Genomic DNA, 15,548 nt, shown 5'->3' with positions numbered 1-15,548 from the left:
GGCACAGCGGTCAGCGAACCACCAACACCGAGCAGAAGGCGTGCGAAACAATGGGATGACGGCGCGGCCCGATGATGGCCGCCACCTGATGGGCGTCGCGGCTGTTGATGATGGCGAGCTGGACGGATTCGTCGGTGTTTTCGGCGAGGAATCGTTTCACTGTCGCGCGGGTGGTGACCGGATAGATGCGCTGGCCCGGGTTTTGATCCGCCCAGACCTGGACCCGGCGATCGAGTTCGTCATAGGGGGTATCGCCGAAATCTTCCGACCAGACTCCGACTGCCAGGATCGGCGCATGGCGTAGCGCTGCCTCGGAGAGAGCAAAGGCAACCACCTTGTCGTCGGCGGCGGAATCGTCGACCGCGACGACGATGAAGTCAGTGGGCGACGGCGGAGACCTGCGGGGTGCTCGGATGATCGCCACCGGACACAGAGCTTGTTCGGCAAGATCGGTGGCCGTCGAACCCAGGAACCGACTACTGAAAGCACTGATACCGGTTGAACCCACACACACCATCGCGGCCGTACGTGACTCCTCGACCAGCACGGCAGACGGATTTCCGTAGAGGATCTCGGTCTCGATCTTGACGGGCTGGTCAGTCTCGGTGGCGGCAGCGGAGGCGGCGCGTAGTGCTTCCGAAGCGTGGCGCCGGTACTCGAGTACGGAACCGTCGGTCCCCAGCAGGCCACCGTCGGTGGGAACCGTGCAGACCAGCCGCAAGGGGACGTTGCGCTGGATGGCTTCGACGGTAGCCCAGCGGGCCGCGTTGATCGCCGCTTCTGATCCGTCGATGCCGACGACGACGGGATCTGGCGGCGAGTCGATCATCGGTGAATCGGTCATCGTTGTACCTCCAGTTGGATTGGCGCGATCACCTACGGCTGGTGTCAGCGCACCGAAACCGGCTCCCCCGTCACTGATTCGACGTCACCCGCCGTGGCGACGAATAGCTGCCTGGTCAGATGAGTAAGGGCGCGGGCGACCGCCAATTCTTCACCGACCCGCGCCGGGTAGTGATCGTCCGGGTCGAGGTCTGCCTCGCCCTTTCCGACCAATTCGACGTCACGCCAACCCATGCGGGCGGTCGCCTTGGCGTGATCGTCATGCATGTCGACCCTGATCTTCACGTTGTACTTGGATTTGTCGTGATCCTTGTGGCTCATCGCGCCTTCCTTCACTTGATTGCCGATGCACTGTCGACTGTGCGCGGATCCGTCGAGAGATGCCAGGGTCATTGGTCCCCGATAGGAAAGGTGGTGGGCAGAGTCGCATACGGAGCATCGTTTGGGTGACCAACGACGATGGACGAGGGACTTTTGGCTCTGACGGGACTCGGGTGCTCTGGCTAATCTCGTGGTGAAGAGACATGGTCGGCGAGGGAGGCAAAGATGCGCGACACCCGCCCGCCATCGCCGGCGGTAATCGTCGGTATCGACGGATCCCGCAGTGGGACAACTGCCGCGCTGTGGGCAGTGGGTGAAGCAGTTGAGCGTGACCTGCCGTTGAGGCTCGTCTACGCGATCGACCCCCCGGAGGAGCCGGCGACACACGAGGGTAGAGCCCGGGCACTGGCGGTCGCGGAGACGGCCGTCCGAATGGCGCTCGTGGCCGTGGAATCCACCGCCAAACCGGTGAAGATCGAAGTCGAGATCTTGCAGGGCCGACCGAAGGACGTGCTGTTGGAAGCTGCCCGTGGGGCAGCGCTCATCTGTGCCGGGGCCACCGGTTTCAAAACCCTGACCGCGGGCGGACAGGTAGGGTCCACTGCAGCAGCATTGGCCACGTGGGCCCACTGCCCGGTCGCCATCATCCGGAGCTACGACCCATCGCCAAGAACGCCTCGAGCAATCATCGCCGAGGTCGACCCGTCAGCGGATAGCGATATCGTCCTGCATCGAGCGATCGATGAGGCGATCCTGCGCAAAGCACCGCTCATCGTTGTCGCCGCATGGCGCTCCACGGTGACCAGCAACCACGACGTGAGCGCTGTCGCTGAGCAGAACCGTCTGCTGGCGGTCGAGCTGAACCGGCGCTTGGCCGAGACGACACGCAGGCACGCCGGACTGGTGGTTCAGTCGGCCGTCGTTCACGGTCATCTCCTCGAATATCTTTCCTGCCAGGCCCGATCAGCACAGCTCCTCGTGGTCGGTCGGCGACGCACTCACGGTGTCGCGGAGATTATCGGGGCCGCCGGCTTCGCAGCACTCCACGAGATCGACTGCTCGGTGCTGGTCTGCGACTCCGCGAACTCATTGTGACCTCGTCAAGCGGAGGCCTCCCTTATCGTGGCCTGAGGCGGAGCATCGGCACGTTCGTCCTCACTAGTGCGGAGACCCAACTATGGTGACCGTTTTTCTCGTCGACGACCATGAGGTCGTCCGCCGCGGGCTGATCGATCTGCTCAGCGCCGACCCGGACCTTGACGTGATCGGCGAAGCGGGAACCGTGGCGCACGCGATGGCCCAGATTCCTGCCCTACGGCCCGACGTCGCGGTACTGGATGTGCGGCTCCCGGACGGCAATGGCATCGAGCTGTGCCGCGACCTGCTGTCGAAGTTGCCAGGCCTGCACTGTCTGATGCTGACGTCGTTCACCTCCGATGAGGCAATGCTGGACGCGATCCTCGCCGGCGCAAGTGGATACGTCATCAAAGACATCAAAGGCATGGCGCTTGCCGAAGCGATCAAGGAGGTCGGCGCTGGACGCTCCCTGCTCGACAACCGCGCGGCCGCGGCTCTGATGTCCAAGCTGCGCAACGCCACCGAACGATCGGATCCGCTGGCGGGCGTGACCGACCAGGAGCGGATCCTGCTCGATCTGCTCAGCGAAGGATTGACCAATAAACAGATAGCCGATCGAATGTTCCTGGCGGAGAAGACCGTCAAGAACTACGTGTCGCGGCTTCTGGCCAAGCTCGGCATGCAGCGGCGCACTCAGGCTGCGGTGTTCGCAACGAAGCTCCACGGCCCCACCGCCGTGCGTCCGGACTGATAGACGTAACAGCTAGTGACTGGTGCGGCCGCCACCGTCGCCGACCAGGGCATCGAGTTCTCGGTCCCATTGGGAAAAACGGGTGTGTCGGAGGTTTCGGCGCAGGCCGTAGACAGCGATGGCCAGGATCGCGGTAAACGACATCCAGGTGAAGGCGGCCCAGCCAATCGCGTCGGCCACCGCCTGACGAGGATCGATCGGATTCTTTGCGTAGTTTCCGCTGTCGTCGGTCCAGATCACCAGCCGATCACCGACGTGGACCATCTCCGGGGCAGGGATGTTGCCAACATGGATTGCACCTGCTGCCGCCCACCGCGCCTGCACGCTGAAGGTCTGGGTATAGATCTGCGCGTGCAATTCCGCGTTCTCCAGTGCCGTCGCGGTCACCCGGTGCCGGCTCAGCGCCTGCTGCGCGTACGCGGTTGACCTGCTCTCCTTCACCGACGTCCCGAACCCCGCCGCCACCGGAATGGCCACTATGACCGCCACCACTGCCAGAGCGATGATCAGTGCCTCCAATCGATCACTGTTCCGTACCAAAGCATTTCGCCCGAACAGCCGCGCCAGCCAACTGCGACCCCAGTCAAGGGTGAAGAACTCCATCACACCACTCCTCAAAAAGCAGCCCCGCAAACGGGTGCGGTATTAGCTCATCCCTCATGCTTGCCTACTGAGGTCTCGACAGCCGAGGGCCGAAAGACACCAAGGCAGAAAGGCTGAAGTCATCAAGACACTCGGCGGCGAAGTCCGGTGACGTTCGCGGACCGACGAGGGACCAACGACCCCAGCCCGCAGCACTGGACCCGACGTAGCGTCCCGGCGAGACAGCTCGTAACGACCTGCCGGGGAAGGGAAACCGCCATGAACTCAACCCAATCGGAAGCACCTATTGTGGTCGGGATCGATGGCTCACAAGCCGCCATCAATGCTGCCGTATGGGCCGCGGACTTTGCGGTGGACCGAGGTGTTCCGCTGCGGCTGGTGCACGTCGTCACCGTCGATGAGGAGGACACTGATCTGGACGAGGATCCCAGCGACTTGGCGGCCGACTGGCCCGAGACCGAATTCGGGAGAACCGCCCTGCGCGTCGCCTCCGCCGCTGTGCATGCCACCGGCAAGCTGATCGCGGTCGACACCGAAATCCTCTGGGGCGAAACCGATGCGATGTTACTCACCGAATCAGCCTCGGCGACGATGGTCTGCGTCGGCTCGGTCGGCGTCACACCCTTCTGCGAGCGAACCCTCGGATCGACTGCCACCACTGTGGCCCAGCAGGCGCACTGCCCCGTCGCTGTCATCCGACTGGACAATGATCTACCGACCTTGGAGTCAGAATGGATCGTCACAGTCGTCGATAGCAGCCGCGCCGGCAACACGGTGGCCACGTGGGCGCTGGAGGCCGCCTGTCTGCTCCGGGCACCTGTGCTTGCCCTTGGCGTCGCGCCGTCCGAACCATGTGGAATCGACGGATATGAGCTCGAGCGGCGAGTCGCGTCGTGGCGAAAGCAGTACCCGCACCTGCACATCTATCCGGTGGCATGTGACGATGACGTGGCCGGGTTCCTCCGCGATCATGACGAGCTCGCCGCCCAACTGGCGGTGATCGGCGATACCCATGTCAAACGAGCGGCCCAGATCGTAGGGCCGTACCGGCAAAGCCGCGACACCCACAATTGGTGTTCAGTTCTTGTCGTCCGCTGAATGCGCGCAGTCAGGTGAAGCGGGCACCGTCCAGGCGAACCACGATCTCATCGAGCGGAAGTCGCGGGGTTGACGGCAGCGGCTCCGCGTTGATGGGAGCCCAGCCGACTCGTAGCAGCATCTGTGGAAACTCCCTGTCCTCGAATGCATCTGCACGGATGACTGCCCGCGCCTTAGGAACCTCCAGCGGCTCGGTCACGGGGCAGCTCGCCAAACCCAGGCCGGTGGCACTCAGCAATACCAGACTGGTGGCCTCCCCCACGCGTAACCGGGCGAGGTCGTCATCTTGAGCACTGCCGAGTGCTAGCAGGACACTGTGGTCGTCGGCGGCCGGTGCTTCTGCAGGTTGTGCAAATGCGGTGCCGGCGAAAATCCGACCCGGAATCGGTGAATGCGGTCCGGAATCCGGCACGTTGAACGCCGGGACGCCGGTCGCGGTGGCATATCGACCGCTCCATCGGGTCAGTTCGTCAAGGTAGCCGGCGTCGCCGATATGCTGCCACACCGCCTGAGCCAGAGCAGCACGCAGATCCACTGAGGGCTCGACGTGCCGCATCGCTACGCCCATCCGCGCTGCCCTGACTCCCATGATCGAGATGTCGCCATGCGCCACGGGCCAGGAGCTGAAGATACGCCGATCGGTACGCCTCCGCGGAATCGCAGCCGCCAGGGTGATATCGACCTCATCCGCCGCGTGCGGATAGACCTCAATGGCGGCGAGGTGAAGCGGTTCGTCAGGATTCGGGAGCCGCCGGATCTTGCTTCGCCACCCCAGCGCCGCCAATGCAACGACGCAATGGTTCAGCGCTGCACCGCAGCTGACCAACACGTCGCGACCGTCGGGGTCGGTGTACATGAGTCGCCGGGCGGGATCTGCATACAGGTGCAGGCTGTCGGTGCCGACCCGCCACTGCCACGGCTGGATGTTGTGCACTGACGGCGCCCGGATGGCCAGACCCAGCGCGGTGCGCAGAGTCACGGCATCTGGCAGGTGTGCGTTCATCACAAGTCAACCTTCTGTATCTCGCAGTTCACTCGACAATGCCCCATCAGCGTGGTGCTGAGCGAGAGCCAGAAGTCACTTCGCCAAGGGCAGTCTGCTCCACACTCCGCCCGACGGGCAGTGGCCGGAATCGCTATGCACGCGAGGGACTTTGTGCCTACGGATCGGTGACGAACGCTCGATGCCGAAATCGGGTGGACCGCCGTAGCCTGGCGAAGGCGGCGTTACCGCAGCCATTCAGTGCCCGCGTCGACCAGACCACGGATATCGGAGCCACCATGAATCAACGTCTCTCCGCTCTTGACGCCGGATTCCTCGAGGCCGAAGATGCCGATCAGCATGCCAGCCTGGCGATCGGTGCGGTCGCAGTGATCGAAGGTCCGCCACCTGCTTCAGCGGCATTCCTGTCGACGATTGCTCAACGGACCCAGAGTATTCCACGGTGGACACAGGTGCTGAAGTGTCAGCCGTGGGATCTCACCGCTCCCGAATGGGTTGACGACGACCGATTTGATATTCACCGCCACGCCCGTCGTGTTGCAGTAACAGCGCCGGGTGACGATGCTGCATTGTTCCGGTTGGTGGCCGAGCTGATGGAGCGTCGTCTCGACCGCGCCAGACCACTGTGGGAATGCTGGCTCATCGATGGGCTCAGCGGCGACCGTTGGGCACTGCTTCTGAAGATCCATCACAGCATGGCCGACGGAATGGCTGCCGGCGCGATGCTGGCAGCACTGTGTGACGGTAACGCTACCAACACGGAATTCCCCGATGGCGCAGACGATGGTCGAGATGTCGATCGTCGGCACCTCGACCGCGGCGCGCTGAATTGGCTCAGTGGCGTGTGGAATACGTCGTTCGACACCGTCCGAACGGTGCGGCGGGCGGCCCTGGGCGCCACCGAGATCGCCGCTGGGATCCTCTCCACAGCAGCGCAGGAGTTCACGGGTCCGCTCACCGACCTGCGCCGGTTCAGCGCAGCCACCGTGTCACTGGCCGATGTCAAGTCGATCTGCCACCGATTCGATGTCACGATCAATGACGTTGCACTGGCTGCAATCACCGATAGTTTCCGCGAAGCGATGCTGCGCCGCGATCGTCCGATCCGGCGTGACTCACTCCGGACGCTGGTACCGGTCTCGGTACGAGCTCCCGAGGACGTGCACACACCGGATAACAGGGTGTCGGTGATGCTTCCTCTTCTCCCTGTCGAACAAACCGACCCGCTACAGCGATTGCGCTGTGTGCATCGTCGGTTGACGACGTCGAAGCTGAGCGGGCAGTCCCAGGCCGGCAGCGCCGCGATACTCGCGACGAACCTGATTCCTTTCCCGTTGACGGCATGGCTGATTCGGCTGCTGGCCAAGTTGCCGCAAAGAGGTGTCGTCACGGTGGCCACCAATGTGCCGGGACCCAGACACCAGGTGATGGTCATGGGGCGCCCGGTCCTCTCGCTGCTGCCTATCCCACCGATCGCGATTCACCTGCGCCTGGGCATCGCCATCACCAGCTACGGAGATCAACTCACCTTCGGGGTCATCGGTGATTTCGATGGCTCGGTGGGTGCCGACGAGATCGCCCGCGGGATCGAGGACGGTATCGATCACCTGGTCACGATTACGCGTGCCTGCAAAGAATCCCGGCGAGTGCGGGGTCGGCTACTGCTGCTGTCATCCTGATCGCAGTGTTGGTGCGGGACCTTCACGCTGGTCGACCCCGATGGATGCAACGCGGGTCAGACGACGCGGTCAGACTCGGCGCCGGTGTCGCCGAAGCCGATGTGCGGGGTTTAGGTGGCGAGACAGCACATTTCCTGCGCATCTGCCAGCGATTCCACGAAGGGGCCGCTGGTGTCGATGAGATGGGCTTCTGCCCACGTGTGGTGCTCATCGGCCATGGCCGCGGCGATCTCCGGGGTGGCGTCGGAGGTGCCGGAAAGGCGTTGCGCGATGCGCGCCACCGCGACATCCAGCGGCACCGCGCATGCTAATTCCACTGTCGGACAGCTCTCTTCGCGCGCGAGTTCCCTGGCTTTGACACGCTGCCGGGAGTCGCGCCACGTCCCGTCCAAGACCACCGATTGTCCTCCGGCGAGCAGTGGACGGGCTCTGCGCAGCATCGCCGCATAGACAGCGTCGATCTTGTCGTTGCGATAGAGACCGGTGTTGTACTCGCCGGGCGCACCGTCGATTTCGCCTGCCTCTTGCATCTCACGGCGAACGTCGTCACTGGAGATCACCTGCGCGGACAAGTATTCCCCCAGGCCCCGCGCCAGGGTGGTCTTGCCGCTGCCGGGACCTCCACCCACCAGAATCAGCCGAATGGTTCCCGCGCGAAGGTGTTTGCGCGCCAATTCGAGGTGCCGACGCGCATCCGTTGCAGCCTCGGCATCACCCTGAACTGTCCTGATGCAGTCGACCTTGGCGCGCACGACGGCGCGGTAGGCGATGAAGAAGTGGGCTAAGGCTGGTGGCGCCGGGTCACCGACCAGTCGTCGATACTCCTCGATGAGGAACTCGCCGAGATCAGGGCGCCCAAGGAACTCCAGATCCATTGCTAGGAAGCAGGCGTCGTCCAGGCTGTCGACGTAGCGCAGGCGATCATCGAACTCCAGGCAGTCCAGCAGGACGGGTCCATCTGGAAGACAGAAGATATCGTCGGCAATCAGGTCGCCGTGTCCGTCGATGATTCGCCGCTCGGCAATGCGGCGTTCGAACAGCACCGCCCGAGCCTTGATGAACTGCAGTGCCAAGCGCTGTGTCTCGGAGACCGCCGCGGCGTCCAAGACGCCGGCGACGTGCTGGCGCAGCACGTCGAGGTTCTCCTGCCAGCGCTGCCTGGTCGCCGGGATTCTGGCGCACATGTCGATCTGACGAGATCGGGTCGCCTCCGCATGGAAGCGGGCAAGCCTCTCGGCGATCGCCGAGAGGTGCTGTTGCACGGCTTCACCGCGCCGCACCATCGACGCCAGTCGGATCTCATCTGGGTAGCGCCGCATCACGACCACAGGTTCCGACTCGCCACCGACCAGACCGGTGAGATGTGCGACGCCCAGATAACTACCGGCGGCCAGCCTGTTGTTGAGCCGGACTTCACGCTCACAGGCCTCTTCCCGGGCCTGGACCGAACGAAAGTCGAGGAAATCGGTCACGACGGATTTCTTCGCTTTGTAGGCCCGATTGCCGATCAAAACTACTATGCCGGTGTGGGTTTCGCAGATTTCGGGAGCCGCCAAGACCCCGCACTCAGCGGCGTCAGGCGGCGCGCCCGCCACCGGTGCTGAGTTCATGTGCTGATCGTTGCCTGCGCAGGCGCCTCACAGCTAGCGTCCTGAGGCCCTTCACGGGCGCCAGAGGTCCTGCACCATCTGGGCCCAAAGACCCTGGTGATGAATTCCAGACGGACCTGATAGTGGAGAGCACACAAGGAGGAGCTATGACGTCCAGAACAGTGGTGTCACACGATGTTGTCGCCGAAGCAGTGCACCGCGCGTGCCGGGCGCCGTCGATTCACAACAGCCAGCCGTGGCGATTCGTCGACGACGCGGACTCACTGCAGCTCTTCCTCGATCGCGACCGTCTGGTCGACACTGATTCGTCCGGCCGGCAAGCACTCCTCAGTTGCGGTGCGGTCCTCGACCACCTCACCGTGGCCATGGCCGCGACCGGTTGGGCGTCGCACGTCGACTACTACCCCAACCCGAACGACCACACCCACCTGGCGTCGGTCGATTTCTCGCCGATGTCGTTCGTCACCGACGCCCACCGCCTGCGGGCCGAGGCGATCATGGCGCGCCGCACCGATCGGCTGCCTTTCGAAGCACCGTCCGGCTGGGATGCTGTCGAAGTGCTCCTGCGCCACGGCGTCGGCGACGACCTCGCGCAGCTGGATGTCCTGCCGGTCAACGCTCGTCCACGGTTGGCGGAAGCATCGCAGCTGACGGAGTCGTTGAGACTCTACGACTCCTCCTATCACTCCGAATTATCTTGGTGGACAGGACCGTTCGGTTCCTCTGACGGCATACCGCAGAGCTCGCTGATCTCCGCAGCCGAAAGCGACCGGGTCGATATCGGCCGCAACTTTCCCGTGACCCATCATCGCGAAAGACGATCACAGGTAGCAGAAGACACCTCCAAGGTCTTGGTGCTGTCAGCACTGGACGACACCCGCCGCGACATCCTCGCGTGTGGCCAAGCGCTATCGATGACCCTGCTGGAAGCGACGATGGCGGGGCTTGCGACGTGTCCCCTGACTCATATGACCGAGCTCGAGGCCAGCTGCGACATCCTGCGCGAGCTGACCGGACGCGCCCTGCCCCAGGTGGTGATCAGGGTCGGCGTCGTCCCGGCGACCGACACCGCTCCGCCGCCCACACCTCGGCGACCGCTCGATGAGGTGCTCACCTGGCGACCGGCGCACTCCAGGCGGTGAGCTGTCGGGCGAAGCCGCCCGACAGGCGATATTCCCTGGTCACTGGCGATAACGGGCAGTTCGGGCCTAGACTCACCTGGTCTCCACGAACGGAGGCGAAGGGTCGGGAGCGTGGATAGCGACGAGCGTGATGCAGCGTTTGCCGCGCTGGTGAGCAGCATGCCCGAGCAACTCGATGAGTTGCTCCACGCCCGCGACCAGATGGGGCGACTGCTTCGGGTTATCGTCGGGCTTGCGTCAGATTTGGACCTCGATGCCACCCTTCGACGCATCGTGACCGCGGCGATCGAACTGACCGGCGCACGATACGGCGCGTTGGGCGTGCTGGGTCCCGACGGTGCACTGGCCTCGTTTCTGCATTCTGGCATCGATAAGGCCACCGCGGATCGAATCGGTCACCTCCCGGTGGGAAAGGGTGTCCTCGGGGTGCTGCTCGACAACCCCGAGCCGTTGCGCCTCGACGACCTGGCGGCGCACCCGGCCGCCGTCGGTTTTCCAGAACACCACCCGCCCATGCGCACCTTCCTGGGGGTGCCGATCACGATCCGCCACAATCTTTTCGGCAGCCTGTATCTCAGCGAGCCGAAGACACGGTCGACGTTCAGCGAATCCGACGAGAATGTTGCCCGGGCGTTGGCGTCCGCTGCGGCTGTCGCCATCGACAACGCCCGACTGTTCGACCGGATGCGCGCAACGGCCAAGTGGATGGAGGCGAGCCGGGCCATCACCACCGCGTTGGTGTCTGAGCACCACCGGGGAGCCAATCCGATGCAGATGATCGCCGAACGCGTTCGTGAACTGACCGACGCGGATCAGGCCATCGTCTTGGTCCCCACCGATACCGAGCTGCCCGCCGACGAGGTCCAGACATTGGTGATCTCCACCGCAGTGGGACCGCTGGCCGACCGGCTGCTGGGGCAGGAGGTGCCAGTGGAGGGCTCCACGACCGGCGGGGTGTTCCGCTCCGGCGTGCCGCTGATCACCGAATCGTTCCAGCACCCGATTCAGTCGTTCAGCGACGTCGGCCGGCGGCATGCGATCGTGATCCCGCTGCGCGCCCGACAATCGGTTCTGGGCGTGCTCGCCGTCGCCAGGAACGAGAGCGATTCACCGTTCGACCCCAGCCATCTGGAAATGATGAGCGACTTCGCCGATCATGCGGCGGTTGCCCTCACGTTGACCGAAAGTCAGGAACAGACAAGAGAGCTGTCGCTGATCGCCGACCGGGAGCGTATCGCGCACGATCTGCACGACCACGTCATCCAGCGGCTCTTCGCCGCCGGGATGGACCTGCAAGGCACAATTGCCCGATCCCGGTCCGTCGAGATCAACCACCGTCTCAACCGCACTGTCGATGACCTCCAGGCCACCATCGAGGAGATCAGGACGACGATCTTCAGTTTGCAGTCCCGGACGGAGGCGGCGGGCGGGTTTCGCCGACAGGTTCAGAACGGGATCGCCGAGCTCACCGATGACCGCGATATCAAGACGACGGTACGGATGTCGGGTCCCTTGACCGTCGTCAGCGACGAACTCGCCGAGCACGCCACCGCCGTCGTCATCGAGGCGGTCAGCAACGCCGTTCGGCATTCCGGCGCCGAACATCTCACGGTGGAGATCGATGTCGCCGACGAACTCACCATCGATATCACCGACGACGGCTGCGGAATCGACCCGGCCAACCAACGTCGCAGCGGACTGGCCAACTTCGAGCATCGCGCCCACTTGGTCGGTGGTAGCTGCGACATCAGCGGCGTAGCCGGCGGGGGCACGCATGTCCGGTGGGTCGCGACGTTGGCCATCCGCTGACGAAGACGGCGCTCCATCGGAACGGAAGACTGCGTCGCCCACGCCGGCGGCGAACTACCGTGCCCGAACCACCGTGTACGCACTGTTCTCCGATTCCGCATTCGGATCATCCCGGAACACCATCACCGAGCAATCAGTGTGTCCGAGAAGCGAACGTGCTTGTGGCCCAATCAGTTCTGTGATCAGCTCCGGATTGTTCCTTCCGACGATCACCAGTTGGTCGATGTCGACGGTCTGTGCGAGCAGGTAGGTCAAATTCGGGGAGAGCCGTTCTGCGCTGACCCGGACATCGGTGGCGTTGCGGTCAGAGTTATCGAGAAGTCGGTCGAGCTCGGCACGAAAATCGGTGCCGCCAGCCCGGAGTCCCAAGTCCTGTGTCTGCCACGAGGTCAGCACCAATAGGGGCGATTGGCGGCGCCGCGCCTCGTCCAGGGCTGTTCTCAGCACCCCCTGGGATACCGGCGACTCGTCGAGCACCGCCAGCACCCATTTGTCGCTGGGGATGTGGCCGCGCCGCACGATGGCGACAGGACCGAATGCCGCCTCGGCGATGGTGGCTCCCGTGGCACCGTCGCCATTGGGAGCCGAGTTTCGCATCCCGGTGGCTCCCAGACACACCAGCGGTGCATCCCGCGAGGCCTCGACCAGCATTTCGACGGGATCACCACGGACGATCGCGGAACGGACCTGAACCGGCCGCCCGGTCGCCTCGACGGCGACCCGCGCCTCGTGCAAGGCCAGGCGTGCCCGACGGTAGTCAGCCTCCAGGTGGTCGGTCTCAGCTGCGTCGATCACATAGACCAGCCGCAGGGAGGTATCGCGGTCGAGGGCCTCATCGATAGCCCAGATTGCCGCAGCGATAGCCTCTTTGGAGCCATCGACACCGACGATGATGGGCCTGGCCCGCTTTGTGTGCGGCATGAGAATGTCCAATCCTTGGTGATGCGTCGGGCATCACGGGCGGTTACTGCCGCGCGGCGGTGGTATTGGGGGAAACGCCCTGCACCGAGTGTGCTTCGTCGGACGCGGCGGGCGTCGGGCACACGATGACCGGGACCGAGGAGTGATGCAGCAGGCTCAAACCGGTCGACCCCAATATGGCGCTGGCAAGGCTACCGCGTCCACGGTTGCCGACCACGACGAACTGCGCGCCGTCGGCATGATCCAGGATCACCCTGCTGGCGTTGCCAGTCCCTACCGCGCAGCGCACGTCGACCCGAGGCCAGTGCCCGGCGACCGGTGCGACCGCGGACGACAGGCGCTGCAGCGCTTCATGTTCGAGTTCCTCATAGTCGACGAGGATGGGAATGTTGATATCGCCCGGCGCGCGGCGCGGTGACAGCGCGTGCACGACGATGAGGGGTACGCCCAGCTGATCCGCCAGCCCGAGCGCAGTCATCAGGCAGGCGTGCGGCTCGCGCGTTTCATCGATACCCACGACGATGGGGGCCGGGTTCGGCGCCGACGCGTCGCCACGCCAAGCCACCACCGGGCAATGGGAGTGCCTGGCCACCGTGACGGTGGTGGATCCGACGACCAGCGCACCCAGCGGTGACACGTCTGCGCACGCCAGGACCACCAGGCGAGCCTGCCGACTCAGCTCGGTCAACAGGTCTTCGATGGGCCGTTGGCTCAGTGTGCGGACGATCGACAGCTCAGGAAAGTCGGCGCGCACTGCGTCGGCGGTGCGGTCGAGCACTTCATGCCCCAGCTCGCGCGGCGCCGATCCGGCATCTTCCCGCTCCGGTGTGATGATCGTCATCAAGGCCTGGTCGACGGAGCTCATGACATGCACGAGATGCAAGGTGTCGCCGGAGCGCGCGGCGACCGCTGCGGCCCACCGCGCGGCGGCCACAGTGTGATTGCTGCCGTCCACACCGACCACGATCGATCCTGTGTCGCCCATTGCTGTGTCCTTCTTCAGTGTTTGAGATCCGCCACGCATTCAAAGTCGTTGTCCATGTGGTTATTTCATGATCGTGCCTGCGTCACCCAGTAGGTTTCTACGGCCGGACGGCCCTGGTGTCCGGCCGAAAGTCCCTTATCGCGGCGTGGGGTCTTTGGACCCCGAGATCGGGGGCCGATGGCCGCATCGGCGAGAGGGCGACACCCCATATCGTCGAACCGACCACCATCGCAGTGGCACAGCCCGCCGGATTCGGAGCAGACGATGACACCGATTCGTCGGGTGAGCCCAGTGCGCATGATCCTCTGGCAGGAGTCCGAGCGTGGTGAACACCGGCATGCCTGACGTGTCAGCGCAGCCTACGCTGCGTGAACCGGCCGCCGATCTCTACCGGGTACTGGCTGTGGTCGCCGTGGTGCTCGGCCACTGGCTGCTGGCCGCGGTGACCTTCCGTGACGGCCGGTTCGGCTATGACGACGTGCTGGTAGCGATGCCATGGACGCAGTGGTTGACCTGGGCGTTCCAGGTGGTACCGGTCTTCTTTGTGGTAGGCGGGTATGCGAACGCGGCGTCGTGGACACACTGGCGCGACAGTATCGGCGCCGCGCCACAGGACTGGCTTCGGCACCGCGTGACCGGGATTCTCGGGCCGACCACCGCGTACGTGGCGACGATACTGACTGCCCTCGCCGTCGCGGGTTGGATCGGCATTGACACAACGGCGTTGGCGATGCCGATGTGGGTGCTGGCGCTGCATCTGTGGTTCATCCCGGTCTACCTGGCAGCAGTTTCGCTGACTCCTGTCGCGGTGGCAGCCCAGCAGCGATGGGGGCTGAAAGTACCAGCTGCCATGGCGGTCACGGTGACGTTGGTCGACGCGATCAGCATTGGCGGGCATGTCGCGGCATTGGGTTGGGTGAACTATGCGGTGTGCTGGGGCGCCATCTATCAGCTCGGCGTCGCCTGGCGGCGCGGGCAGTTACGCGGGCATCGTCCCCTACTGCTCGCCGGGTCGGCAGGTTTGGTGCTGGCGACGATCATCGGGGCCGGGCTGTACCCGGTCGCCATGATCGGTGTACCGGGTCAGCCGATACAGAACACCTCGCCTCCCACGGTCGCGTTGCTCGCCTTCGCCGGTGTCCAGGCCGGGCTGCTCCTTGCGCTGGCACCCGCGGTCTCGCGCGTTCTGCGACGGGGTCGGTGGCAACGCTTGGTGGCTGTGGCCAACATCAACGTGCTGGCGTTGTATCTGTGGCATATGGTGCCCGTCGTCCTCGTAGCGCTGGCCGGATACTGCGGTGGGCTACTGCCTCAACCTGATCTCGGTTCGGCCTCCTGGTGGTGGTGGCGGCTGGCCTGGGTGGCCATCCTGACGGCCGTGACCGCCGCCGAGCTGGGTGTGTTGTGGGCCGCGAGGTCGGCGTTCGCTCGACCCACTCCCACCCTTGACGTGCACCTTCGGCCGCGGTGGGTGATGCCACTGCTCGTCACCGGGACAGCACTGGCGGCCGGTGCCCTGTGGCGCTTCGCCGGCCACGGTTTCGCTCCGAGCGGCCATGTGCCCTTCGGGAGCCTTCTGGCCTACATCGCAGGCATAGCGCTGCTCAGCATTCACCCGATGAGCGGCGCCCCCGCCACAGAGATGGGCACCCGGTCGATACCACCGCTTCCTATTGAAAGGCCGCTGTTATGACCCAGCTCGACCA

14 protein-coding genes are annotated in these 15,548 nt (G+C 64.5%); 7 read left to right on the top strand and 7 right to left on the bottom strand.

Going from position 1 to position 15,548, the window contains the following annotated elements; translation table 11 throughout:
- Positions 1 to 10 precede the first annotated feature (10 nt).
- Both H7J73_RS26960 and H7J73_RS26955 read right to left on the bottom strand, forming a co-directional pair.
- Positions 11 to 844, bottom strand: a complete 834-nt coding sequence (locus tag H7J73_RS26960; RefSeq protein ID WP_264070858.1) for a universal stress protein — start codon at positions 842 to 844, stop codon at positions 11 to 13.
- A gap of 44 nt (positions 845 to 888) precedes the next feature.
- Positions 889 to 1,164, bottom strand: a complete 276-nt coding sequence (locus H7J73_RS26955; RefSeq protein ID WP_264070857.1) for a dsRBD fold-containing protein — start codon at positions 1,162 to 1,164, stop codon at positions 889 to 891.
- Between the two features lie 225 nt (positions 1,165 to 1,389).
- Between H7J73_RS26955 and H7J73_RS26950 the strand changes: the two genes are divergently transcribed.
- Both H7J73_RS26950 and H7J73_RS26945 read left to right on the top strand, forming a co-directional pair.
- A complete protein-coding gene (locus H7J73_RS26950; RefSeq protein ID WP_264070856.1) occupies positions 1,390 to 2,259 on the top strand; it encodes a universal stress protein in 870 nt (289 codons plus the stop codon).
- Between the two features lie 82 nt (positions 2,260 to 2,341).
- Positions 2,342 to 2,992 (top strand): response regulator, encoded by a 651-nt coding sequence (locus H7J73_RS26945; RefSeq protein ID WP_264070855.1) that lies wholly within the window; start codon positions 2,342 to 2,344, stop codon positions 2,990 to 2,992.
- A gap of 12 nt (positions 2,993 to 3,004) precedes the next feature.
- Here H7J73_RS26945 and H7J73_RS26940 read toward each other — a convergent pair whose 3' ends face one another.
- Entirely contained in the window at positions 3,005 to 3,595 is a 591-nt protein-coding gene (locus tag H7J73_RS26940; protein ID WP_264070854.1) for an Rv1733c family protein, read from the bottom strand.
- 258 nt (positions 3,596 to 3,853) lie between these two features.
- Here H7J73_RS26940 and H7J73_RS26935 point away from each other — a divergent pair, with 258 nt between their 5' ends.
- A complete protein-coding gene (locus H7J73_RS26935) occupies positions 3,854 to 4,693 on the top strand; it encodes a universal stress protein (protein WP_264070853.1) in 840 nt (279 codons plus the stop codon).
- A gap of 10 nt (positions 4,694 to 4,703) precedes the next feature.
- On the opposite strand, the gene H7J73_RS26930 is transcribed toward H7J73_RS26935, so the two are convergent.
- Complete coding sequence (locus tag H7J73_RS26930) at positions 4,704 to 5,696, bottom strand: Acg family FMN-binding oxidoreductase (protein WP_264070852.1); 993 nt, start codon at positions 5,694 to 5,696, stop codon at positions 4,704 to 4,706.
- A 278-nt stretch (positions 5,697 to 5,974) separates the two neighbouring features.
- Here H7J73_RS26930 and H7J73_RS26925 point away from each other — a divergent pair, with 278 nt between their 5' ends.
- Positions 5,975 to 7,375, top strand: coding sequence for a WS/DGAT/MGAT family O-acyltransferase (locus tag H7J73_RS26925; protein WP_264070882.1), 1,401 nt, complete (start codon positions 5,975 to 5,977; stop codon positions 7,373 to 7,375).
- A gap of 110 nt (positions 7,376 to 7,485) precedes the next feature.
- On the opposite strand, the gene H7J73_RS26920 is transcribed toward H7J73_RS26925, so the two are convergent.
- The gene (locus tag H7J73_RS26920; protein ID WP_264070851.1) at positions 7,486 to 8,985 is read right to left on the bottom strand and encodes a bifunctional aminoglycoside phosphotransferase/ATP-binding protein; all 1,500 of its coding nucleotides are present in this window, start codon (positions 8,983 to 8,985) and stop codon (positions 7,486 to 7,488) included.
- A gap of 146 nt (positions 8,986 to 9,131) precedes the next feature.
- Here H7J73_RS26920 and H7J73_RS26915 point away from each other — a divergent pair, with 146 nt between their 5' ends.
- Together H7J73_RS26915 and H7J73_RS26910 are read left to right on the top strand one after the other, a co-directional pair.
- Complete coding sequence (locus H7J73_RS26915) at positions 9,132 to 10,127, top strand: Acg family FMN-binding oxidoreductase (RefSeq protein ID WP_264070850.1); 996 nt, start codon at positions 9,132 to 9,134, stop codon at positions 10,125 to 10,127.
- A gap of 159 nt (positions 10,128 to 10,286) precedes the next feature.
- Positions 10,287 to 11,936, top strand: coding sequence for a GAF domain-containing sensor histidine kinase (locus H7J73_RS26910; RefSeq protein WP_264070881.1), 1,650 nt, complete (start codon positions 10,287 to 10,289; stop codon positions 11,934 to 11,936).
- 54 nt (positions 11,937 to 11,990) lie between these two features.
- On the opposite strand, the gene H7J73_RS26905 is transcribed toward H7J73_RS26910, so the two are convergent.
- Both H7J73_RS26905 and H7J73_RS26900 read right to left on the bottom strand, forming a co-directional pair.
- Positions 11,991 to 12,857: a universal stress protein gene (locus tag H7J73_RS26905; RefSeq protein WP_264070849.1), complete on the bottom strand. Its 867-nt coding sequence runs from the start codon at positions 12,855 to 12,857 to the stop codon at positions 11,991 to 11,993.
- A gap of 43 nt (positions 12,858 to 12,900) precedes the next feature.
- A complete protein-coding gene (locus H7J73_RS26900; RefSeq protein ID WP_264070848.1) occupies positions 12,901 to 13,842 on the bottom strand; it encodes a universal stress protein in 942 nt (313 codons plus the stop codon).
- 337 nt (positions 13,843 to 14,179) lie between these two features.
- Here H7J73_RS26900 and H7J73_RS26895 point away from each other — a divergent pair, with 337 nt between their 5' ends.
- Entirely contained in the window at positions 14,180 to 15,535 is a 1,356-nt protein-coding gene (locus tag H7J73_RS26895) for an acyltransferase family protein (protein WP_276031819.1), read from the top strand.
- The last annotated feature ends 13 nt before the right edge of the window (positions 15,536 to 15,548 follow it).

It is taken from the genome of Mycolicibacterium komossense, assembly GCF_025822605.1.
Classification (GTDB): Bacteria; Actinomycetota; Actinomycetes; order Mycobacteriales; family Mycobacteriaceae; genus Mycobacterium; species Mycobacterium komossense.
Note: the sequence above shows the minus strand (reverse complement) of the source record. Positions and strands in the feature narration are given on the sequence as shown.

Excerpts from the sequence above, each read along its gene's own strand:
- H7J73_RS26955 (WP_264070857.1), bottom strand. The coding sequence starts at position 1,164 with ATGAGCCACAAGGATCACGACAAATCCAAGTACAACGTGAAGATCAGG.
- H7J73_RS26895 (WP_276031819.1), top strand. The coding sequence starts at position 14,180 with ATGCCTGACGTGTCAGCGCAGCCTACGCTGCGTGAACCGGCCGCCGAT.
- H7J73_RS26950 (WP_264070856.1), top strand. The coding sequence starts at position 1,390 with ATGCGCGACACCCGCCCGCCATCGCCGGCGGTAATCGTCGGTATCGAC.
- H7J73_RS26935 (WP_264070853.1), top strand. The coding sequence starts at position 3,854 with ATGAACTCAACCCAATCGGAAGCACCTATTGTGGTCGGGATCGATGGC.
- H7J73_RS26910 (WP_264070881.1), top strand. The coding sequence starts at position 10,287 with ATGCCCGAGCAACTCGATGAGTTGCTCCACGCCCGCGACCAGATGGGG.
- H7J73_RS26905 (WP_264070849.1), bottom strand. The coding sequence starts at position 12,857 with ATGCCGCACACAAAGCGGGCCAGGCCCATCATCGTCGGTGTCGATGGC.
- H7J73_RS26960 (WP_264070858.1), bottom strand. The coding sequence starts at position 844 with ATGACCGATTCACCGATGATCGACTCGCCGCCAGATCCCGTCGTCGTC.
- H7J73_RS26915 (WP_264070850.1), top strand. The coding sequence starts at position 9,132 with ATGACGTCCAGAACAGTGGTGTCACACGATGTTGTCGCCGAAGCAGTG.
- H7J73_RS26940 (WP_264070854.1), bottom strand. The coding sequence starts at position 3,595 with ATGGAGTTCTTCACCCTTGACTGGGGTCGCAGTTGGCTGGCGCGGCTG.
- H7J73_RS26945 (WP_264070855.1), top strand. The coding sequence starts at position 2,342 with ATGGTGACCGTTTTTCTCGTCGACGACCATGAGGTCGTCCGCCGCGGG.
- H7J73_RS26900 (WP_264070848.1), bottom strand. The coding sequence starts at position 13,842 with ATGGGCGACACAGGATCGATCGTGGTCGGTGTGGACGGCAGCAATCAC.
- H7J73_RS26925 (WP_264070882.1), top strand. The coding sequence starts at position 5,975 with ATGAATCAACGTCTCTCCGCTCTTGACGCCGGATTCCTCGAGGCCGAA.
- H7J73_RS26920 (WP_264070851.1), bottom strand. The coding sequence starts at position 8,985 with ATGAACTCAGCACCGGTGGCGGGCGCGCCGCCTGACGCCGCTGAGTGC.
- H7J73_RS26930 (WP_264070852.1), bottom strand. The coding sequence starts at position 5,696 with ATGAACGCACACCTGCCAGATGCCGTGACTCTGCGCACCGCGCTGGGT.